Here is a 20,481-nt window from a genome sequence, read left to right as displayed (position 1 = left end):
GATTTTCGGCCGACCGACGGGTGGCACACAGCCGGGACACAGCCGTGAAGGTCTCGTCACAGGGCAACCGTCGCACCGCCCGTACCACCCGTACCACCCGTACCGCCCGCACCACCGGCGCCGGGGCCCCGCGGCGCCGGGGCCCCGCGGCGCCGGGGCCCCGCGGCGCCGGGGCCCCGCGGCGCCGGGGCCCCGGGCGCTGAGTCATACTGATGCGCCGAGCACAGGGGAAGGCTTACAGCGCATGGGGTACGGGGTGAACGGTGCGGGCCTGCCGGATCGTATCGGCGGGTATGCGGTGGAGCGGGAGCTGGGGGCCGGCGGGATGGGCACCGTGTATCTCGCGCGTTCGCGCGGCGGGCGTGCGGTGGCCGTGAAGGTGGCGCGCCCGGAGCTCGCGGCCGACCCGCACTTCCGGGAGCGGTTCCGGGCCGAGGTCGCGGCCGCGCGCAGCGTGGGCGGCTTCCACACCGCCCCGGTGGTGGACGCGGACCCGGCGGCGGTGGCGCCCTGGCTGGCCACGGCGTACGTTCCCGGGCCCACGCTCGCCGCGCTGCTCGAAGCCGAGGGGCCGATGGACGAGGCGCGGCTGCGGCAGCTGGGCGCGGCGCTCGCCGAGGCGCTGGTGGCGATCCACGGCTGCGGCCTGGTGCACCGTGATCTGAAGCCGGGCAACATCATCATGGCCGCGGACGGCCCGCGGGTCCTGGACTTCGGCATCGCGCGGGCGCTGGAGTCGACCCGTCTGACGGCCACGGGTGTGGCGTTCGGGACGCCGGGGTTCCTGGCGCCCGAGCAGGCGCAGGGGCTTGAGGTCGGCGGCGCCGCGGATGTGTTCGCGCTGGGGGCGGTGCTCGTCGCGGCGGCGGGCGGCAGCGCGTTCGGTGCGGGTACGCCGATGGGCCTGATGTACCGGTCGGTGCACGAGGCACCGGACCTGGCCGCGGTGCCGGACGGCCTGCGGCCGGTCCTGGCGGCGTGCCTCGCCAAGGAACCGGACCAACGGCCCACACCGGACGGCGTGTTGGACCTGCTGGTGCCGGACGGTACGACGTACTCCCCCACCGTGGCGATTCCCCCGCTGCCCGCCTACGCACCGTCCAGCGCCGTCCCCCTGCACCAGGCGCCCACCGAGGCCGCCCCCGTGGGCGACGCACCGGACGACAGCGACCTCGCCTTCGTGGCGCTTGCCCCGGAGAGTTCCCTCCTGGTCGACGCCGGGGGTGTCGTGCTCGGCTCGAAGGCCGGGGACCAGGCGTTCACCTGGGCGGAGATCAGCACCGTCGAGTACGCGGTCGAGGGCCCCAAACACCTCAAGGTCACCGTCCGCCTCCACAACGGCACCACCCACCAGTCCCTGCTCGCCGCTCGCAGGCGGGCCCGCCTCCAGGAGTGGCTGAAGGATCTGCCGCTGATCCTGGAGTGCTTCGTCTGACGCACGCACGCCGCCCCGTACGGCCGGCCGCTGCCCGGGATTCCCACGGGCCTCCCACGGGCCTCCCGATGTCGGGCGCCGGGTCGGGTTCAGCGGCTACGACGACGGCAAGGACAAGGGGCACTTCACCTCCGCTGCCGGGACCCTGATGGCCCTGTCGGCCTTCCCGGGCGCCCTGAAACGCGCCAGGCAGTGCCACACCTTCAAGATCGGCACCTTCCTGGCCTATGCCTCCGCAAACGCCGAGGCCACAACCTCCAGATGCGGTTGCAGTACTACTAGGTCCCTTCGTCTGGATCACAGCCGGAACCGGCTGATCACGTGGCGCTTTGTCCCTGCGGTTCCGTCGAGATGCGGTCCTCGGGTGACGACCGTGTCACCAGCGGGTTCATGTACGCGGCCGGTACGACGACTGCCTCCGGGCCGACCGCCGAGCGGGTCTCGGCGGCTTCACGCGTCCGTCGTCGGCCGGGCCCTCGGATGATCCGAAAGAATCGCCCTGGAGCCGTCGGCGGTGGGGAGGGAGCCCGTCTCGTCGGGCAGGGGCTCCAGAGGACGGCTGCGCGCCCAGTGCGGGCCGAGGTCGTCGAGCCGCCAGCCGAAGGGGTACGAACGAGGCTGCGGGCGCGAGGGCAGCCAGTGCGGCCGGGCCGGCAGCCACCGTACGCAACGCGCACGCAGCCGCAGAGCTCCCGCGGCCGACGACCGCACCCAGTGCGGTTGCGGACGGAAGCCCAGCGCCACGAGCAGCCGCTCGTCCAGCACAGCGAGCGAGAACCGCGCCACGAGGGGGCGCAACGGCCGCGGATACCAGCCGGCCATGATCCGGAACGTGGCGTTCGCAACCCGTCGGTTGGCCGGGTCGTACGCGAACATCCGCTCCTCGTACGAGTCGAGGAGCCGCTCGAACCCCTCGTACGACTCAGGAGCCCCCTCGATGCCCATCATCGCCGCCGTCTTCCGGCCGGCCTCCGCCAGTGCCTGGACCTCGTGCGTGCACAGCGGGCGCCAGCCGAACCGGTCGATCCAGCGTTTCGGGCCCACGACCGTTGTCGCGAGGACATAGAGGAAGTCCTCGTTCGGGATGCGGTACTTGCCGTGGATCCGATTGAGATGACGCGCCGCGGCCCTGCCGCGCTCGGAGTCGAAGCCGTCCGCGGCCATCTCGTACCCGAGCAGCACCGTGTCGTCGTACCGCTTCTGCCCGGACCGCTCGAACTCCTGAGTGCGGTCGAGGAGCACGGAGATCCGGGGGGCTCCGTAGTCGCGGAGGAACGCGACGCTCACGCCCTGCCGGTAGTCCCAGGGGAACTCGTACTGCGAGATCAGTCGGAGGATCTCGGCGTAATCGCGCGCGGGATCCATCCGGCGGATCTCGCGCAGACGGCTGTAACGGCCCATGGTGCGCCCTCCTGTCCGGGTGCCGAGTTCGTGCGAGCCCTGCTTCTTTCGTCTCCTCTTTTGCCCAACTCCATTGATTTACAAGGAATCTGATGGATCGTCGAATCCGAGGAGTCAAAGATACAAATACTATCGACTTGTTTCATCAGTCGCGTCAGCACCGTCGACGCGCAGGCGCCGGAGAAGGCATCCCAGGGGCCCGTGCGCACCGGCCCGGAAGCGATCGCATACTGGATCGCACAAGGGGCGGGCGCCGAGCCGCACGCCCCGTCGACCGTCGGGAGCACCGCATGAACACCGAAGCAGCTGGAGGTGGCATACCCGCCCCGCCGCCGCCCGGCGGCGTGCTCTGGAGCCTCTCCGGCGACATCCGCGCCCTCCTGATGCTGCCTGCCGCCCTCACTCTCCAGGTCGCCCACCCGGCGGTCGGTGCGGGCGTCGACGAACACTCCGTCTTCCGTACGGACCCATGGGGGCGCGGCGAGAGGTCGCTGCGATCGCTCCAGCTATGGGTGTACGGGGGCGAGGCGGCCGCCGAGGAAGGCCGCAGGCTCCGCAAGCTCCACCGCACCATCCAGGGCACCGACACCCGGGGGCGCCGTTACCATGCGTTGTCCCCCGCGAACTATGCGTGGGTGCACGCCACGGGCTTCCCCGTCTACCAGCACGCCGCGCGCTATCTCGTCCGGCCGCTCACCGACGCGCAGGAAGGGGCCCTGTACCGGGAGTGGCTCCAGGTGGGCAGGATTCTCGGCATTCACGACCGGGACATGCCGCAGACGATCGAGGAATTCTGGCCGTACTTCCGAAAGGTGCTCGCCGACGAGATCGAGCTGACCGTCGTCGTCGAGGACCTGATCGCCACCGACCGCCCCGTACCTCCGCCGGACCGTGGGCCGCTGCCCGTCCGGCTGCTGCTGAAGGCGCTGTGGCCGGTGCTGCTCCCGCCACTGGCCCGGTTCCGCCGTTTCGTGACCATCGGGCTGATGCCGCCGGACGCACGGGCGGCGATCGGGCTCGAGTGGACGGACGCGCAGGAGCGGAAGCTGCGGCGGTTCTGCGGGGTGGTTCGGCGCGTCGTGCCCGCGCTGCCCGAGCGGCTGCGCTATCTGCCGTACGCGCGCCGGGCGCGGGTGGCGCACCGCGAGGCCGTCCGGGGCGACGGGAAGCTCAGGCGGAAGCCCGGCGCACCAGCTGGGTCGGCGTGATCACGGACTCGAGCTCGTCGCCATCGCCGTTCAGCCGCCGCATCAGCATCCGCACCATCAACCTGCCCATTCCCTCGATGTCCTGACGGACCGTCGTCAGCGGGGGCTCGGTGGTCTCGGCTATCGACACCATGTCGTCGAAGCCGACCAGGGCCACCTCCTCCGGCACCCTGCGACCACGCTCGCGCAGCACCCGCAGGGCACCCGAGGCCATCAGGTCGTTGGCGGCGAAGACCGCGTCGAGATCGGGTTGGTGCTCAAGGAGTTGCGTCATCGCCCGTGCACCGCCCTCGACGGTGAAGTCGCCTTCCGCGAGCAGTGCGGGATCGCCTTCGGGCAGCACATCGCGGTAGCCGTCGATCCGGTCGAGTGCCGATGTCTGGTCGCGCGGTCCGGCGATGTGCGCGATCCGCCGACGGCCGAGGGAGACGAGATGGCGTACGGCCTCCGCTGCGCCGCCCCGGTTGTCGCAGTCGACGTAGGGAACGGCCAGTTCGGACGCAGCCCCCGGCCGGCCGGGGCGGCCGCCGTAGACCGTGGGCACCCGGAACCGGCGGATGATTGAAGGGAGCTCGTCGTCCATGTGCAGCGAGAACGCCAGCGCGCCGTCCACATGGCCGCCGGCCAGATAGCGGGCGACCCGGTCGAAGTCCCCGCTTCCCTCCACCATGAGAAGTACCAACTGGGCGTCGTACACGTTCAGTTCGCGGCTGATGCCGCGGATCTGCTGGGAGAAGAACGGGTCGGAGAAGATCCGGAACTCCGGCTCGTCGATGATCACGGCGACCGCGCCGTTGCGCCGGGTGACCAGGGTCCGCGCGGCGTGGTTCGGAACGTAGCCGAGCTCGTCGACCGCCTTGCGTACCTGTTCCACGAGCGGCTGCCGCACCCCCGCCCCGCCGTTCACCACGCGGGAGGCCGTCGCCCGTGAGACCCCGGCGAGGGCTGCCACGGCTTCCAGTGTGGGGCGGACATCGCGAGGGGAATCGGGGGTCGGACCGGGCAAGGGACGCTCCTCGTACGCGCGGGATCGGGCCGGATACGGCCGGGGCCGGCCGGACAGCACCGACGCCATCAGCCTAACCGTCCGCCCCGGCTGTCCGCCGGTCACCGTCGCCCCGCCGAGGAGAGCGGGGCGACGGTGACCGGAGCCGATCCGCGGACCGTCAGCGGTGGTCGTGAATCGTGTTCGTGGCCGCGATCTGCTTCCATGAAGCGGGCTGCGCGGGCTGCGCGGGCTGCGTGGTTGTGCGCAAGGAGCGCGCCGCGACCGCCGCCGGGGCCTGAGGCCGCGTCGGCTGGTACAGCCAGCTGTCGAAGAAGTCGGCGAGCGGCCGGCCCGAGACCCGTTCCGCGTACGTCACAAAGTCCCCCACGCTCGCGTTCCCGTAGGCATGCTCGGCCGGCCAGCCCTTCAGCAGCTCGAAGAACGTCTTGTCGCCCACCTTGTCGCGCAGCGCCTGGATCGCCAGCGCACCCCGGTCGTAGACGGCCGCGTCGAACTGGTTGTCGGGGCCCGGGTCGCCCGGCTTCACCGTCCAGAAGGCGTCGTCCGCCGGATGCTGGGCGTAGGTGTAGTCCGCCAGCTCCTGCGCGGTGCCCTCGCCCTCCTTCTCCGACCACAGCCACTGGCTGTAGCGGGCAAAGCCCTCGTTGATCCAGATGTCCTTCCAGCCCTTGAGGGACACGCTGTCGCCGTACCACTGGTGCGCCAGCTCATGGACGACGACCGAGACGTTCGCACCGTTCGCGAACTGCTTCGGGCTGTAGAAGGGCCTGGTCTGCGTCTCCAGCGCGAAACCGCTCTTCACATTGGGGGAGTAACCGCCGAGCGCATCGAAGGGATACGGTCCGAAGACCTCCGTCAGCCACTCGGCGACCTCGGTGGTCCGCTCGATGCTGGCGCGTGCCGCACCGCCGTTGGCGCCGAGATCCCTGCTGTACGCGTTGACGACCGGCAGCCCGTCCGACGTGGTGTCGGTGGTGATGTCGAACTTGCCGATGGCCAGCGTCGTCAGATACGTCGCCTGCGGCTTTGCGGAGCGCCAGTTGTAGCGGGTCCAGCCGAGCTTCGAACTCTGCGACTGGAGCGTGCCGTTGCTGATCGCCTGGGTGCCGTCGGGCACGGACACCGAGATGTCGTACGTCGCCTTGTCGAGCGGGTGGTCGTTGCTGGGGAACCACCACGCGGCCGACTCCGGCTCCTGCGCGGCCACCGCGCCGTCCGGCGTACGGACCCAGGAGGTCCAGCCGTTGATCTTCACCTCCGACGGCTTTCCGGCGTACCGCACGACCACCGAGACGGCCTTGCCCTTCGCCAGGGCTGCAGCCGGGGTGATCTCGAGCTCCTGCTCGCCGCTCCTGGCGTAACCGGCCTTCTTGCCGTTCACCCGCACCTCGGAGACGTCCAGCCCGAAGTCGAGGTTGAAACGGGAGAGTTCCTGGGTGGTCGTGGCGAGGATCGTCGCCGTGCCCTCCAGCAGGTCGGTGGCGGGCTGGTACTTCAGCCGCAGGTCGTAGTGGGAAACGTCGTAGCCGCCGTTGCCGCTGGCCGGGTAGTAGGGGTCGCCGATGCCCGGGGCGCCCGCGGTGCCTTCGGCGGCCGAGGCCGGGATCGCCAGCAGCAGGGAGGCCGCGAGTGCGCTCGGGACGATGAATCTGCGGTGCACGAATGCTCCAATTCGTCGGGGCGAATGATCTTTCGAACCGTCACGTCGACACTATTCAGCGACTGTCGCATCAGTCGTGTCCATGGCCATAGCTGTCACATGATCGTCATTCGGCCGACATGGCACACGGTAGCGATACGGCATGGGCACGTAATGTTCACCACTGATCGCCCCCTGTTGCACAGGAGTTGACCGGGGTACCTTCCGCCCATGCCGATACGTGCGCGGGGCACCCGCTTGACGTACAGATCGCTGGTGGTGGCGGCCGTCGCCGCCCTGATGACCGTCCTGCTCTCACCGGCAGGTGCACAGGGCGCCGCACGGCCCCCGGAGAACAGCGCCCAGCAATCCGGACCCCTGGAGAGCAGGCCCGTCTACTCGTACGAGAACGCCGTCCGTGAATCCGTCTGGGTCGACACCGGGCTGGACGGCGACGGAAACGGGAAGAGCGACCGCGTCGCCGTCGACGTCGTCCGGCCGCGCGAACCCGCCCTGCAGGGCCGGAAGATTCCCGTGATCATGGATGCCAGCCCCTACTACTCCTGCTGCGGCCGCGGCAACGAGAGCCAGCTCAAGACGTACGACGCCGACGGCCGACCCGTCCAGTTCCCCCTCTACTACGACAACTACTTCGTGCCGCGCGGCTACGCCTTCGTCGCCGTCGATCTGGCCGGAACCAATCGCTCCGACGGCTGTATCGACGTCGGCGGCCGCTCCGATGTGCAGTCAGCCAAGGCCGTCATCGACTGGCTGAACGGCCGCGCCCGCGGATACACCACCCGCACCGGCGGCGACCGCGCCACGGCCGGCTGGTCCAACGGCCGCACCGGAATGATCGGCAAGAGCTATGACGGCACCATCGCCAACGGTGTCGCGGCGACCGGAGTGGACGGGCTGCGGACCATCGTGCCGATCAGCGCCATCTCGTCCTGGTACGACTACTACTTCGCCCAGGGCGCCCCTCTCTACAACAGCGGCCCCGACTGGCTCTCCGACTATGTGGAGAGCCCCGAGGCGCGCGGGCGCTGCGCCGCCGTCCAGCAGCAGCTCGTCGACGAGGCGCCGCGCACCGGCGACCTGACGAAGCTGTGGAGCGACCGCGACTACGTGAAGGACGCCCGCAAAGTGCGGGCCAGCGTCTTCGCCGTACACGGCATGCAGGACCTCAACGTCCGCGCCAAGCATCTCGGCCAGTGGTGGGACGCCCTCGCGGACCAGGGCGTGGAGCGCAAGATCTGGCTCTCGCAGACCGGACACGTCGACCCGTTCGACTACCGGCGCGCCGAATGGGTCGACACACTGCACCGCTGGTTCGACCACTACCTCCTCGGTTACGACAACGGCATCGACCGTGAACCGATGGCCGACATCGAACGCCACCCCGACCAGTGGTCCACCGACAGGGTCTGGCCGCCCCGCACCACGCACACCACCACCGTGCGCCCCGGCTCCGGCAGTGCGCCCGGCGTCGGCACCCTCGCCCTGAAGCCCGCCCGTCCCGGCGCCGGCGAGACGTTCACCGACGATCCGGCGCAGAGCGAGACGGAGTGGGCCGCCGACCTGGACCGGACCACGGGCGACAAGGCCGGATTCCGCACCGCGCCGCTCACCCGGGACCTTCGGCTCTCCGGATCGTCCACGGTGACCGTCACCGCCACCCCGACCACATCGACCGCCCATCTCTCCGCGGTCCTCGTGGACATCGGCCCCGACACCGTCCGCGACTACGGATCGTCCGGCGAAGGCATCACCACTCTCGACGACCGCACCTGCTGGGGCGCGAGCACGACCGGGGACAGCTCCTGCTTCAAGGACACCCGGGCCGACACAGTCACGGTCGACCTGACCGTCATCAGCCGCGGCTGGGCAGACCTCGGCACCTACGCCTCCGCCGGACACGGTCGCCCCCTCACCCCGGGCAGGGCCTACACGATCACCATCGATCTGGCGGCCACCGACCATGTCGTCCCGGCCGGACACCGCCTCGCCCTGATCGTCGCCGGCACCGACCGGGACCTCATCGACCCGCCGGACTCCGAGCCCTCGCTCACCCTCGACCTGGCCCGTACGTCCGCGAAGCTGCCGTTCGTCGGCGGCGCCGGAGCCTTCGTACGTGCCACCGCGGGTTCCGCACCCGCGACAGCCACCCCCCGCGCAGTCCACTCCGAGGGCGTGGCGCCGCCGCGTCCCGCCCATCGCATCCCGGGAGGCAGCCGCTCATGACACCCCGTATCCCGTCCGCCCGCCGGCCCGTCCGCCGTAACCTGGTCCTGACGGTCGCGGCCGCCGTTCTGGCCGTACCCCTGGTCACCGTGCCTGCCGAGGCCGCGCACGCCCAGCCCCGCACCGGCTTCGAGATCAGCAACGGGGCCCGCTGGACCAGCCAGCCGGAGGAACAGTCCTTCCTGGCAACCGTCGACCGGGGCAGCGACCGGGTCTCCGTCGACCGGATCGGCACGACGAAGCAGGGCCGCCCGCTCCAGCTCGTCCGCATCGGCAACCACCGACCCACCGCCGACACGATGCTGCTGATCTGCAGTCAGCACGGCAACGAACCGTCCGGCCGCGAAGCGTGTCTGACGACCATTCGCGATCTGGCCTATGCCCAGGACCGGTCGACCCGCGCCTTCCTCTCCCGTACCAATGTCCTCGTCGTGCCCACCGCCAACCCCGACGGGCGCGCCGCGAACACCCGCGGCAACTCCGACGGCGTCGACATCAACCGCGACCACATCGCGCTGCAGACCGCCGAGGCCCGTGCCATGGCGGCGGTCATCCGCGACCGGAAGCCCGATGTGATCTACGACCTGCACGAGTACGGGGCCACCCCGCCGTACTACGACAAGGACCTCTTCGTCCTGTGGCCCCGGAACCTCAACGCCTCCGACCGGGTGCACGGTGAATCGCAGACCCTCGCCGAAGGGTATGTACGCCCCACCGCCAAGGAAGCCGGCTACAGCAGCGGCCTCTACGGCATCTGGACCGACCCGGTCACCGGCGAGCCGATCAAACAGACCGCGGGCGACGGACAGGAGCGCATCCTGCGCAACACCTCCGGTATCAAGCACGCCGTCGGCCTGCTCATCGAATCCCGCGTCGACGCGCTCACCGACGCCGAGAAGGCCGACCCCGCACTCAACAGCCGACGCCGCGTGAACTCGCAACTCGCCGCACTGGACGGTCTGTTCGCCTTCACCGACGAGCGGCGCGGCCGGATCGAGGCCGCCACCGCCGCATCCCGCGCCGCGGGGCTCAAGGACCGCGGTCCCATCTATCTCGGCGGCGCCGACAACGAGTCACCCCAAGCCGGTCAGGTCCTTCAGGACCCGCCGTGCGGATACCGGCTCACCAAGGCCCAGTTCGACGACATCAAGGACGAACTCGCCCTGCACGGCGTCACCTCCCGGCCCGACGGTGACGGAGCGTACGTACCGCTGCGGCAGCAGGCCCGGAATCTGATCCCGCTCCTCCTGGACGAGCGGGCGACATATCACCTCACAAACGGTCAAGCCGACACAGCTTGTTGATCCCATGAGGTGAGCGCCACGTGTGGCACTGTCTACGGAGAGTGAAATCGCGGCCGTCCGTGGAAGGTGCCATTCGTGTCGCTGGACGAACAGCGAATGGGTGGCCGGGGGGATCTGCCGGTGACGGCGGACCTCCCCGGTGCCCCGGACCGGGACCGGCACCCCACGGCCGACCAGGTGGTGTTCTCGGTCACCGCCGTCCTCGCTCCCGCCTTCGTGGTCTGAGGAGCCGCGGCCGCCGACTCGCTGGCGGACTCCTCCAGCTCCATGCTCAACGCTCCGATCCACAATGGTGGTTGGGCCTTCATGCTCGCCGCGTCCGGCTTCGTGGTGTTCGCCCTGTGACTCGCCATCAGCCGCTACGGGAAGATCGCACTCGGGCAGGAAGGGGAGGAGCCCGAATTCCACACCGTGTCCTGGGTCGCCATGATGTCCAGCGTCGGCATGGGCATCGGCCTGATGTTCGCGATCTTCGGCGGTACGACGATCAGCCCGCAGGAGGGCGGCAAGCTCTGCACCGCCGTCACCCAGGAGGCCCAGCTCTTCGGAGTGCTCCAGCAGTTCCCGATCGCAACGGCGATGAGCCTGCTGGTCATGATCCTGGTCGGCACCTTCTTCGTCTCGGGCGCGGACGCCGCGTCCATCGTGATGGGCACGCTCTCCCGGAAGGGCATCCTCGAACCGGCCAAGTGGATCGTCGTCTTCTGGGGCGTGTTCTGGGGCGTGGTCACCGGAGCGGTGGCGGCGATCATGCTGCTCATCGGCAACGGCGAGGGCGATGCGCTCGCCGGACTCCAGAACCTGACGATCCTGGTGGCCGCGCCGTTCACCTTCGTGACGATCGTTATGTGTGTGGCGCTGATGCGGGACCTGCGTCAGGACCCGCTGATCGTACGACACGAGTTCGGCGTGGAAGCCGTCGAACCAGCGGTCATCGAAGGGCACGCGAAGTATGCCGGCGACTTCGAGATCCGGATCGGCCCGGGCGGCAGCCGGATCACCACCGGGCTCCACGAGGGCCAGGGCCCCAGGCCGGGCCCCGCAAGCCCACCAAGCCCACAGGACGACTGACGACGGCCCGCCGCCCCCACCGTCCGCGCCCGCGCCCGCACCTGCTCCGCGAACCGTGACCGGCCGGGCTGCTCCGCCCTCCGTGGCCGCCGATTAGGATCGACACCCTGATGACTGCCACTCTCGTCGCCAAAGACCTCGCCGCCGGACACGGCGACCGCACACTCTTCGCCGGACTCGACCTCGTCGTCGCGCCCGGTGATGTGATCGGTCTCGTCGGTGTCAACGGTGCCGGTAAATCGTCCCTGCTCCGGCTGCTCGCCGGACTCGACCGGCCGGAGGAGGGCGAGCTGCGGCTCTCCCCGCCCACCGCCACCGTCGGCCACCTCCCGCAGGAGCCGGAGCGGCGTCCGCAGGAGACCGTGCGGGAGTTCCTGGCCCGCCGCACCGGCGTCGCCGACGCCCAGACCGCGATGGACGAGGCGACGCAGGCTCTCGTCGACGGGGCGCCGGGCGCGGACGACGCGTACTCCGAGACGCTGGAACGCTGGCTGGCTCTCGGCGGGGCGGACCTGGACGAGCGCGCCGAGGAGGTCGCCGCCGACCTCGGACTGACCGTCGGCCTCGACCTGCCGATGACCGCACTCTCCGGGGGCCAGGCAGCCCGCGCGGGCCTGGCTTCCCTCCTGCTCTCCCGCTACGACGTCTTCCTGCTCGACGAGCCCACCAACGACCTCGACCTGGACGGCCTGGAGCGGCTGGAACGCTACGTCTCCGGGCTGCGCGCAGGCACGGTCGTCATCAGCCACGACCGCGAATTCCTGATGCGTATGGTCACCAAGGTCCTCGAACTGGACCTGGCCCAGCAGCAGATCAACCTCTACGGCGGCGGATACGCGGCCTATCTGGAGGAGCGCGAGCGGGCTCGCAGGCATGCCCGTGAGGAGTTCGAGGAGTACGCCGACAAACGCTCCGCCCTCGAAGGCCGCGCGCAGATGCAGCGCGGCTGGATGGACAAGGGCGTCAAGAACGCTCGCCGCAAGGCCACCGACAACGACAAGATCGGCCGCAAGTTCCGCAGCGAATCGAGCGAGAAGCAGGCCGCGAAGGCCAGGCAGACGCAGCGCATGATCGAACGGCTCGATGTCGTCGACGAGCCGCGCAAGGAGTGGGAACTGCGGATGGAGATCGCTGCCGCACCCCGTTCCGGCTCGGTCGTGGCAACTCTCCGCGAAGCGCAGGTCGTACGCGGCGACTTCAGCTTCGGCCCGGCATCCCTGCAGATCGACTGGGCGGACCGGGTCGCCATCACCGGTGCCAACGGGGCGGGCAAGTCCACCCTCCTCGCCGCACTTCTGGGCCGCCTGCCGCTGGATGCCGGGCACGCGACGCTCGGCTCGGGAGTGGTGGTCGGAGAGGTCGACCAGGCGCGCAAGCTGTTCCATGGCTCGGAGTCGCTCCTGGAGGCGTTCTGCGCGGCCGTCCCCGACACCGAACCGGCTGAAGTCCGCACGCTGCTCGCCAAGTTCGGCCTGCGCGCGGACCACGTGACGCGTCCTGCGACGACACTCTCACCGGGCGAACGCACGAGGGCGGCGCTCGCCCTGCTCCAGGGCAGGGGCGTCAACCTCCTCGTCCTGGACGAGCCGACGAACCACCTCGACCTGCCCGCGATCGAGCAGCTGGAATCGGCGCTGGAGTCGTACACGGGGACGCTGCTGCTGGTCACGCACGACCGCCGAATGCTGGAAGCGGTACGGACGACGAGGCGCGTCGAGGTGGTGGACGGCAAGGTGAAGGAGCTGTGAGGGGCTCCTCGGGCATTGTCAGCCCGTTTGGCGTTTGAGGAGCTGGGTCCGGGGCTGAGCCACGGCTTCGGGAAGGGGCGGGGGAGGGAGGGCCCCGCACAGCGGACCGCACCCCACCCCCACCCACCCCCGACGTCAGCCCCTCTTACCGCCCTGCTTCGGATCCGCCAGCCCGGCCCGCCGCAACGCATCCGCCATCGCGCTGTTCACCGGCGCCGGCGCCGGACGGGCAGAGCCGCCGCCACCGCCACCGCCACCGCGCCGGTCCCGGTCCTGACCGCCCTGCCCCTGCCGCTGCCGCGGCGGCCGGCCACCCTGGCCACCACCCTGGCCGCCTCGCTCGCCCCGCTCCCGCCTGGGCCCGCCGCCCTGGGACGCGCCCCCCGCCGACGCCTCGTCGTCCAGCCGCAGCGTCAGTGAGATCCGCTTCCGCGGAATGTCGACATCCATAACCTTGACCTTCACGATGTCGCCCGGCTTCACGACGTCCCGCGGGTCCTTCACGAAGGTGCGCGACATCGCCGATACGTGCACCAGGCCGTCCTGATGCACACCGATGTCCACGAACGCACCGAACGCCGCGACATTGGTCACGACGCCCTCCAGCACCATCCCGGACGCCAGATCACCGATCTTCTCGACGCCCTCCTTGAAGGTGGCCGTCTTGAACGCGGGGCGCGGGTCACGCCCCGGCTTCTCCAGCTCCTTCAGGATGTCGGTAACGGTCGGCAGACCGAATTTCTCGTCCACGAAGTCGTCGGCCCGCAGCGACCGCAGCACACTCGTGTTACCGATCAGCGAGGCGACGTCACTGCCTGTCCGCTTCACCATCGACCGGACCACCGGGTACGCCTCCGGGTGCACGCTCGACGCGTCCAGCGGATCGTCGCCCCGGATGCGCAGGAAGCCCGCGCACTGCTCGTACGCCTTCGGGCCCAGCCGCGCCACGTCCTTGAGTGCCTTGCGGGACCGGAACGGCCCGTTCGCATCACGGTGCGCGACGATGTTCTCGGCCAGCCCCGATCCGATTCCCGAGACCCGTGAAAGCAGCGGAGCCGACGCGGTGTTGACGTCGACACCGACACCGTTCACACAGTCCTCGACGACCGCGTCCAGCGAGCGCGACAGCTTCACCTCGGACAGGTCGTGCTGGTACTGGCCGACACCGATCGACTTCGGGTCGATCTTCACCAGCTCTGCGAGGGGGTCCTGCAGCCGCCGCGCGATCGAGACGGCGCCGCGCAACGACACGTCCATGTCGGGGAGCTCCTGCGAGGCGAAGGCCGAGGCCGAGTACACCGACGCGCCCGCCTCCGACACCATCACCTTGGTGAGCTTCAACTCGGGGTGCTTGTCGATGAGTTCACCGGCGAGCTTGTCGGTCTCGCGGGACGCCGTACCGTTGCCGATCGCGATCAGGTCGACGGCGTGGGCCTTCACCAGCTGCTCCAGCCTGGCCAGCGACTGGTCCCACTTGTTCGCCGGGACGTGCGGGTGGATGACATCCGTCGCGACGACCTTGCCGGTCGCGTCGACGACGGCGACCTTCACACCCGTGCGGAAACCGGGGTCGAGCCCCAGCGTGGCCCGAGTCCCGGCCGGCGCGGCAAGCAGCAGATCGCGCAGGTTCGACGCGAAGACGCGTACCGCCTCGTCCTCCGCCGCCGTACGCAGCCGCAGCCGCAGATCGATACCGAGGTGCACCAGGATCCGGGTCCGCCAGGCCCAGCGCACGGTGTCGCCGAGCCACTTGTCGCCGGGGCGGCCGCGGTCGCCGACCCCGAAGCGCCGGGCGACCATGCTCTCGTACGTCGAAGGGCCGGGCGTCTCGGAGGGCTCCTCCGGCTCCATGACCAGGTCGAGTACGTCCTCCTTCTCGCCCCGCAGCATCGCGAGCACCCGGTGCGAGGGCAGCGCGGTGAACGGCTCCGTGAAGTCGAAGTAGTCGGCGAACTTCGCCCCCGCCTCCTCCTTGCCGTCCCGCACCTTGGCGGCCAGCCGCCCGCGCGACCACATGCGCTCACGCAGCTCACCGATCAGATCGGCGTCCTCCGAGAACCGCTCGGTGAGGATGGCGCGGGCCCCCTCCAGTGCGGCCGCACCGTCCGCGACGCCCTTGTCGGCGTCGACGAAGGCGGCTGCGGCGGCGAGCGGTTCCACCGACGGGTCGCCGAGCAGGCCGTCGGCGAGCGGTTCGAGCCCCGCCTCCCTGGCGATCTGAGCCTTCGTGCGCCGCTTGGGCTTGAATGGCAGATAGATGTCCTCAAGGCGCGCCTTGGTGTCGGCGGCCCGGATCTGCGCCTCCAGCGCCTCGTCCAGCTTGCCCTGTTCGCGTACCGAGTCGAGGATCGCCGTACGACGGTCCTCCAGCTCCCGCAGATACCGCAGCCGCTCCTCGAGCGTGCGCAGCTGCGCATCGTCGAGCATCTCGGTCGCTTCCTTGCGGTAGCGCGCGATGAACGGCACGGTCGACCCGCCGTCGAGCAGCTCGACGGCCGCCTTCACCTGCCGCTCGCGTACGCCGAGCTCCTCGGCGATCCTGCCTTCGATGGACGTCGTCACGGTTCTACCGACTCGCCTTCTCGTACTGGCTGTGCTTACCGGGGCGGGGCCCCTTCGCCTGCATTGTGCCGGGTGGTCGGGCGCCGTGTCGCCCGACCACCCCACTTGTCCGCCGGTCGGCGGCTCAGCCCTTGCCGATCAGATCGGCCGGGAATGCGCCCGCCGAGGCCGCCGTGAACAGGAATCCGCGCGCCAGCTCGGTCAGCCGCGCCACACCCTCCTCGCCCAGATGCTCGTACGGGGCCTGGTCCATCCGGTCCGTGGCGTCCTCCAGATCCGCCCGAAGTGCGACACCCGCCTCCGTCAATTCGCCCTCGCCGTCCAGGAGTCCACGCCCGCGCAGCCGCTCGGAGGCCTCCTCCCAGTCGCTGCGGCGCCAGCCGCGGGTGGCGAGGACCCAGCGCGGGGACATTCCCTTACCGGTCGCCGTGTGGCTGACCAGGGCCTCCACCGGGTCGAGACCGGCAGCGAGGAGAGCTGCGAGATGGCCGTCGCCGCGGTGTTCGCGCAGCAGCGCCCCCGCGTGCCAGTACGCCAGATGCGGCTGCTCGGGCACCGGAAGATCGGCATGGGCGGCGTAGAGCGGCCGGGCGTGTCGGGTGCACGCCTCGGCGGCGCGGAGCGCCAGTCCGGCCGCCTCGGCCAGTTCGGGGGAGGTGATGATCTCCTCGCCCAGCAGTCGGCGCAGCGTGGAGTCGGCGGCGCGCAGCCGGGCGTCCAGGACCGCCTGCGGCGAGGCGACGGACCATATGGCGGGCAGGTGCCGGGCGACGAGGTCGTGGTTGAAGTTGTAGAAGGCCGCGGTGACCGTGCCGGGGCCGACGGCGCCCAGCGCCGCCCCGCGCGCGGCGAAGTAGGCGGCGTTCGAGTCGTCGATGCCGAGCTCTGCGAGCTCCTTGCCGAGGTCGGGGGAGAAGTAGACCGTCGAGTGCAACGGGTTGATGGCGTTGTGGCAGCGGCGTCCAAAGCGCGGCGGCAGAGTACTCATACGAGAACGTTACCGACTGGTCGGTACGTCCCGTAACCCCGGGGCGACGCCCAATCCGTGCGAGCCCCGACATGGCAGAAAAGGTGGGCTTTTCGTCATTGCGGCCTTGCTCCTGGTTGCCCAGGATGGCAGTCATGACGCAGCGATCCGTACTCGTCGTCCTCTTCGACGGCGTCCAGAGCCTCGATGTGACCGGCCCGGTGGAGGTCTTCGCCGGGGCCTCCCACTTCCCCGGGGCCGGGTACGAACTGCGCACCGCCTCCCTCGACGGCGCCCCGGTCCGTACCAGCAGCGGCCTGACCCTCGTCCCGGACGGCGGCCTCGCCGACGCCGAACCGCCGCACACCCTCCTCGTCCCGGGCGGCGAGGGCACCCGAACCCCCGACCCGGCGCTCGTCGGCTGGCTGCGGGACCACGCCGCACACGCCGAACGGCTCGTCTCCGTCTGCACCGGTGCGCTGCTGCTCGCCGCGGCAGGACTGCTGGACGGGCACCGGGTGACCACGCACTGGACGGTCTGCGAGCACCTCGCCCGCAGCTACCCGGCGGTCGAGGTCGACCCGGACCCGATCTTCGTACGCGACGGCAGGCTGGCCACCTCCGCCGGAGTCACCGCCGGTATCGACCTCGCCCTCGCACTCGTCGAGGAGGACCACGGCAGGGACATCGCGCTCACCGTCGCCCGCCACCTGGTGGTCTTTCTGCGCAGACCCGGGAACCAGGCCCAGTTCAGCGCCCAGCTCACCGCCCAGACCGCCCGGCGCGAACCGCTGCGCGAGGTCCAGCACTGGATCACCGAGCACCCCGGCGACGATCTCTCCGTCGAGGCGCTCGCCACCCGTGCCCGCCTCTCGCCCCGCCACTTCGCCCGCGCCTTCCAGGCCGAGACGGGCCTCACACCGGGCCGTTACGTCGACCGGGTACGCCTCGAACACGCCCGTCGGCTGCTGGAGGACACCACCGATGGCGTAACCGGCATCTCACGCGCCTGCGGCTACGGAACCCCGGAGGCCATGCGCCGCGCGTTCATCAAGGCCCTCGGCACGGCACCCGCCGAATACCGCCGACGCTTCCGGACCCAGCCCGCCATCGGCTGACCGACCGCTCCGCCGACGTCCGACCGACGTCACCGACCGACGAGAAGGAACCCCATGCAGATCGCCATCGTCCTCTTCGACCGCTTCACCTCACTCGACGCCGTGGGCCCCTACGAAATGCTCGCCCGCACCCCCGGCGCCGAGACCGTGTTCGTCGCCGAACGGACCGGACCCGTGCGCAACGACAACGGCAGCCTCGCGCTCGTCGCCGACAAGACCTTCGCCGACGTACCGGCACCGGATGTGATCGTCGTCCCCGGCGGCCCCGGCCAGAGCGACCAGATGGAGAACGAGACACTGCTCGGCTGGCTGCGCACGGCCGACGCCACCAGCACCTGGACCACCTCCGTCTGCACCGGTTCGCTGTTGCTCGCCGCGGCCGGACTGCTGAAGGGCCGCCGCGCCACATCGCACTGGCTCGCGCTGGACATCCTGAAGGGCTTCGGCACGGACGCGACCGGCGAACGCGTTGTCGTCGACGGCAAGTACGTCACGGCAGCGGGCGTCTCGTCCGGCATCGACATGGGGCTCACCCTGCTCGGCCGGATCGCGAACGACGAGCACGCCATGGCCGTACAACTGCTGACCGAGTACGACCCGCAGCCGCCGTACGACGCGGGCTCACCGGCGAAGGCCCCGGCGGCACTGGTCGAGGAGTTCCGCACCAAGAGCCGCTTCGTCCTCGAGCAGTAGCCGAGGGGGCGTCAGGACCCCGTCGTCCAGGTGAAGCGCGGCGCGCGCCGCTCCAGGAACGCGGCGACACCCTCCGCGGTGTCGCCGCTGCGCCGCGCCTGCTCCGCCCAGTAGGCGTCCCGGTCCTCGCGTCCTGTGGCGAACTCCTTCGCCGCCGCCTGCGTCAGCTGCGAGCGTGCTGCCAGGGTCCGTGCGTACGAGTCGATCCGCTTGTCCAGCTCACCGGCCGGCAGCACCTCGTCCACCAGACCGGTCCGCAGCGCCCGTGCGGTGTCGATCAGCTCTCCCGAGAACAGCAGATGCTTCGCGGCGGCCGGCCCGATCAGCGCCACCAGCCGCCGGGTCGACGACGCGGCGTACACGATCCCGAGCTTGGCCGGTGTCACGCCGAACGACGCACCATCCTCGGCGAACCGCAGATCACAGGCGGCCGCGAGCTGGCTGCCGCCCCCCACGCAGTAGCCGCGGACCGCCGCCAGCGTCGGCCTGGGGAAGGCGGCCAGCGCCTCCTCGGCCACCAGGGCGAGCGCCTGCGGATCGCCCGCCGGATCCCGGAGCGAGGAGATGTCCGCACCGGCACAGAAGGTGTCGCCGGCGCCCGTCAGCACGAGCACCCGGACCGCAGGGTCGGCGGCCAGCCGCTGCAGCAGACCGGGCAGCGCGCTCCACATCGCGGCCGTCATCGCATTGCGTTTGGCGGGGTTGCTGATGACGACAGTGGCGACACCGCCCGCGACGGTGTGCTCCAGCCGGGGTTCCGTACGGTCCATGCGCCGGATGCTATCCGTACGGTTCGAACCTATGATCAAGAAGGGGTCCCCGGACAGGCACGCACCGTGAGGAGCTTCCCGTGGCCGATCCCGCAGCCGAGGGCAAGAAGCTGAGCCGTAGTTTCGGCCGGCTGGCGCTGCTCGGCACCCTTCTCGTCGTGGCCGGGCTGGTCGGCCTCGTCTACACCGGCGTCGCTACGCTGACCTCGATGCTCCTCTTCGGCTGGCTTCTGCTGATCGGCGGCCTCGTCGGGCTGCTCCACGCCATCGAGTCCCGCGGCACCAACTACTTCTGGCTGGGCGTCGTGGTGGCCGCACTGAACATCGCCGCCGGAGTCGTCGTCCTGCGCCATCCGCACGGCACGGCCGAGGCGCTGACCATGTTCGCCGCGCTGCTCTTCCTGACCGGTGGGGTGTTCCGGCTGGTGGGCAGCGTCGTGGTGCGTGGTCCGCAGTTCGGCTGGACGCTGCTGCAAGGGGCCTTCGGCCTGCTGCTGGGGCTGCTGGTGCTCTTCGACTGGCCGCACAGCAGCCTCTACGTGCTCGGCCTCTTCTTCTCGCTGGCGCTGCTCTTCGACGGGCTCGGCCTGATCGCGATCGGGGTCGGCGGCCGCCGTATCGTCTCCATGGTCTCGGATCAACAAGTGGCCGGAGAGCTGCCGGACGCGCCCACCGGCGAGGATCAGGACCGGTCCAGGAGCTGATGGTTTCGAGCTTGTCCGGTCAAAACCTGTCGATAGAAGTCGACTTTTGTGCAGTAGCACGGCCCGGGCCAACTACGCCCCGCACTCTGTACTCGATGTGCAGTCACCATCGAGTCGAGAGCGGGTACCGGACTATGGAGAGCCGCGGGAGTGTCCCCGCCCGGCCCGTGTCGTACGAGGGAGTCTGGCGGTTCACCGCCCCGGCCGTGGACGTCTCCGTACCGCAGGCCAGGCACGCTGTACGCGACCTGCTGAACCGCCAGGGCGTGCCGATGGACGACGACATCGCCGAGGGCCTGCTGCTCATCGTTTCCGAGCTGGTCACCAACGCCGTGAAACATGCCGCGCTGCTCTCGCCGGAACTCGCCGTCGAGGTGGCCGTCGGCGCGGAATGGGTCAGAGTGTCCGTCGAGGACAACCACCCCTACCGTCCGACGGCCCTGGAGACGGACTACGCGCAGACCGGCGGGCGCGGCCTGCTCCTGGTCCGGGAGATCACCCGGGAAGCGGGCGGCGCCTGCGATGTGGAACACACCGCAGGCGGCGGAAAGATCATCTGGGCGGCACTGCCGCTGCGCCCGCAGCTCTGACCACCCGCATTCGCTGCG

16 protein-coding genes and 1 pseudogene are annotated in these 20,481 nt (G+C 70.4%); 11 read left to right on the top strand and 6 right to left on the bottom strand.

The genetic code is table 11. From position 1 onward, the window contains the following. Positions 1–244 precede the first annotated feature (244 nt). Entirely contained in the window at positions 245–1,435 is a 1,191-nt protein-coding gene (locus ACIPEK_RS14930) for a serine/threonine-protein kinase (RefSeq protein WP_401995428.1), read from the top strand. A 450-nt stretch (positions 1,436–1,885) separates the two neighbouring features. On the opposite strand, the gene ACIPEK_RS14925 is transcribed toward ACIPEK_RS14930, so the two are convergent. Continuing rightward, positions 1,886–2,836, bottom strand: coding sequence for an oxygenase MpaB family protein (locus tag ACIPEK_RS14925; protein WP_401995425.1), 951 nt, complete (start codon positions 2,834–2,836; stop codon positions 1,886–1,888). Between the two features lie 290 nt (positions 2,837–3,126). On the opposite strand from ACIPEK_RS14925, the gene ACIPEK_RS14920 reads away from it, so the two are divergent. After that, positions 3,127–4,044, top strand: a complete 918-nt coding sequence (locus ACIPEK_RS14920; RefSeq protein WP_401995422.1) for an oxygenase MpaB family protein — start codon at positions 3,127–3,129, stop codon at positions 4,042–4,044. On the opposite strand, the gene ACIPEK_RS14915 is transcribed toward ACIPEK_RS14920, so the two are convergent. Both ACIPEK_RS14915 and ACIPEK_RS14910 read right to left on the bottom strand, forming a co-directional pair. Then, positions 4,007–5,050: a LacI family DNA-binding transcriptional regulator gene (locus tag ACIPEK_RS14915; RefSeq protein WP_401995419.1), complete on the bottom strand. Its 1,044-nt coding sequence runs from the start codon at positions 5,048–5,050 to the stop codon at positions 4,007–4,009. The two genes, ACIPEK_RS14920 and ACIPEK_RS14915, sit on opposite strands and share 38 nt — an antisense overlap. 160 nt (positions 5,051–5,210) lie before the next feature. Next, entirely contained in the window at positions 5,211–6,713 is a 1,503-nt protein-coding gene (locus tag ACIPEK_RS14910; protein ID WP_401995416.1) for a M1 family metallopeptidase, read from the bottom strand. 210 nt (positions 6,714–6,923) lie between these two features. On the opposite strand from ACIPEK_RS14910, the gene ACIPEK_RS14905 reads away from it, so the two are divergent. From ACIPEK_RS14905 to ACIPEK_RS14885, 5 genes and pseudogenes are all read left to right on the top strand, one after another. Next, a complete protein-coding gene (locus ACIPEK_RS14905; RefSeq protein ID WP_401995413.1) occupies positions 6,924–8,936 on the top strand; it encodes a Xaa-Pro dipeptidyl-peptidase in 2,013 nt (670 codons plus the stop codon). After that, positions 8,933–10,240 carry a M14 family metallocarboxypeptidase gene (locus ACIPEK_RS14900; RefSeq protein WP_401995410.1) on the top strand — a complete coding sequence of 436 codons (1,308 nt, stop codon included), beginning with the start codon at positions 8,933–8,935 and terminating at the stop codon, positions 10,238–10,240. The genes ACIPEK_RS14905 and ACIPEK_RS14900 overlap by 4 nt, the downstream gene beginning before the upstream one ends. A gap of 75 nt (positions 10,241–10,315) precedes the next feature. Continuing rightward, a complete protein-coding gene (locus ACIPEK_RS14895; RefSeq protein WP_401995407.1) occupies positions 10,316–10,465 on the top strand; it encodes a hypothetical protein in 150 nt (49 codons plus the stop codon). Positions 10,466–10,486: 21 nt separating this feature from the next. Continuing rightward, positions 10,487–11,311: pseudogene (locus tag ACIPEK_RS14890) on the top strand (BCCT family transporter). 110 nt (positions 11,312–11,421) lie between these two features. Further along, complete coding sequence (locus ACIPEK_RS14885; protein ID WP_401995399.1) at positions 11,422–13,059, top strand: ABC-F family ATP-binding cassette domain-containing protein; 1,638 nt, start codon at positions 11,422–11,424, stop codon at positions 13,057–13,059. A gap of 135 nt (positions 13,060–13,194) precedes the next feature. On the opposite strand, the gene ACIPEK_RS14880 is transcribed toward ACIPEK_RS14885, so the two are convergent. Both ACIPEK_RS14880 and ACIPEK_RS14875 read right to left on the bottom strand, forming a co-directional pair. Beyond that, positions 13,195–15,621 carry a Tex family protein gene (locus ACIPEK_RS14880; protein ID WP_401995396.1) on the bottom strand — a complete coding sequence of 809 codons (2,427 nt, stop codon included), beginning with the start codon at positions 15,619–15,621 and terminating at the stop codon, positions 13,195–13,197. A 124-nt stretch (positions 15,622–15,745) separates the two neighbouring features. Next, positions 15,746–16,609: a hypothetical protein gene (locus ACIPEK_RS14875; protein ID WP_401995393.1), complete on the bottom strand. Its 864-nt coding sequence runs from the start codon at positions 16,607–16,609 to the stop codon at positions 15,746–15,748. A gap of 134 nt (positions 16,610–16,743) precedes the next feature. Here ACIPEK_RS14875 and ACIPEK_RS14870 point away from each other — a divergent pair, with 134 nt between their 5' ends. Both ACIPEK_RS14870 and ACIPEK_RS14865 read left to right on the top strand, forming a co-directional pair. After that, entirely contained in the window at positions 16,744–17,706 is a 963-nt protein-coding gene (locus tag ACIPEK_RS14870; RefSeq protein ID WP_401995390.1) for a GlxA family transcriptional regulator, read from the top strand. A gap of 54 nt (positions 17,707–17,760) precedes the next feature. After that, positions 17,761–18,399, top strand: a complete 639-nt coding sequence (locus tag ACIPEK_RS14865; protein ID WP_401995387.1) for a DJ-1/PfpI family protein — start codon at positions 17,761–17,763, stop codon at positions 18,397–18,399. Between the two features lie 11 nt (positions 18,400–18,410). Here the strand turns inward: ACIPEK_RS14865 and ACIPEK_RS14860 are convergent, their stop codons facing one another. After that, complete coding sequence (locus ACIPEK_RS14860) at positions 18,411–19,169, bottom strand: enoyl-CoA hydratase/isomerase family protein (protein WP_401995384.1); 759 nt, start codon at positions 19,167–19,169, stop codon at positions 18,411–18,413. An 80-nt stretch (positions 19,170–19,249) separates the two neighbouring features. On the opposite strand from ACIPEK_RS14860, the gene ACIPEK_RS14855 reads away from it, so the two are divergent. Then, positions 19,250–19,873 (top strand): HdeD family acid-resistance protein, encoded by a 624-nt coding sequence (locus ACIPEK_RS14855; RefSeq protein ID WP_401995381.1) that lies wholly within the window; start codon positions 19,250–19,252, stop codon positions 19,871–19,873. A gap of 134 nt (positions 19,874–20,007) precedes the next feature. Then, a complete protein-coding gene (locus ACIPEK_RS14850; protein ID WP_327271597.1) occupies positions 20,008–20,463 on the top strand; it encodes an ATP-binding protein in 456 nt (151 codons plus the stop codon). The last annotated feature ends 18 nt before the right edge of the window (positions 20,464–20,481 follow it).

It is taken from the genome of Streptomyces sp. NPDC088246 (genome assembly GCF_044741025.1).
In the GTDB taxonomy this organism is placed as follows: Bacteria; Actinomycetota; Actinomycetes; order Streptomycetales; family Streptomycetaceae; genus Streptomyces.
This window is presented reverse-complemented; position numbering and strand designations above follow the sequence as displayed.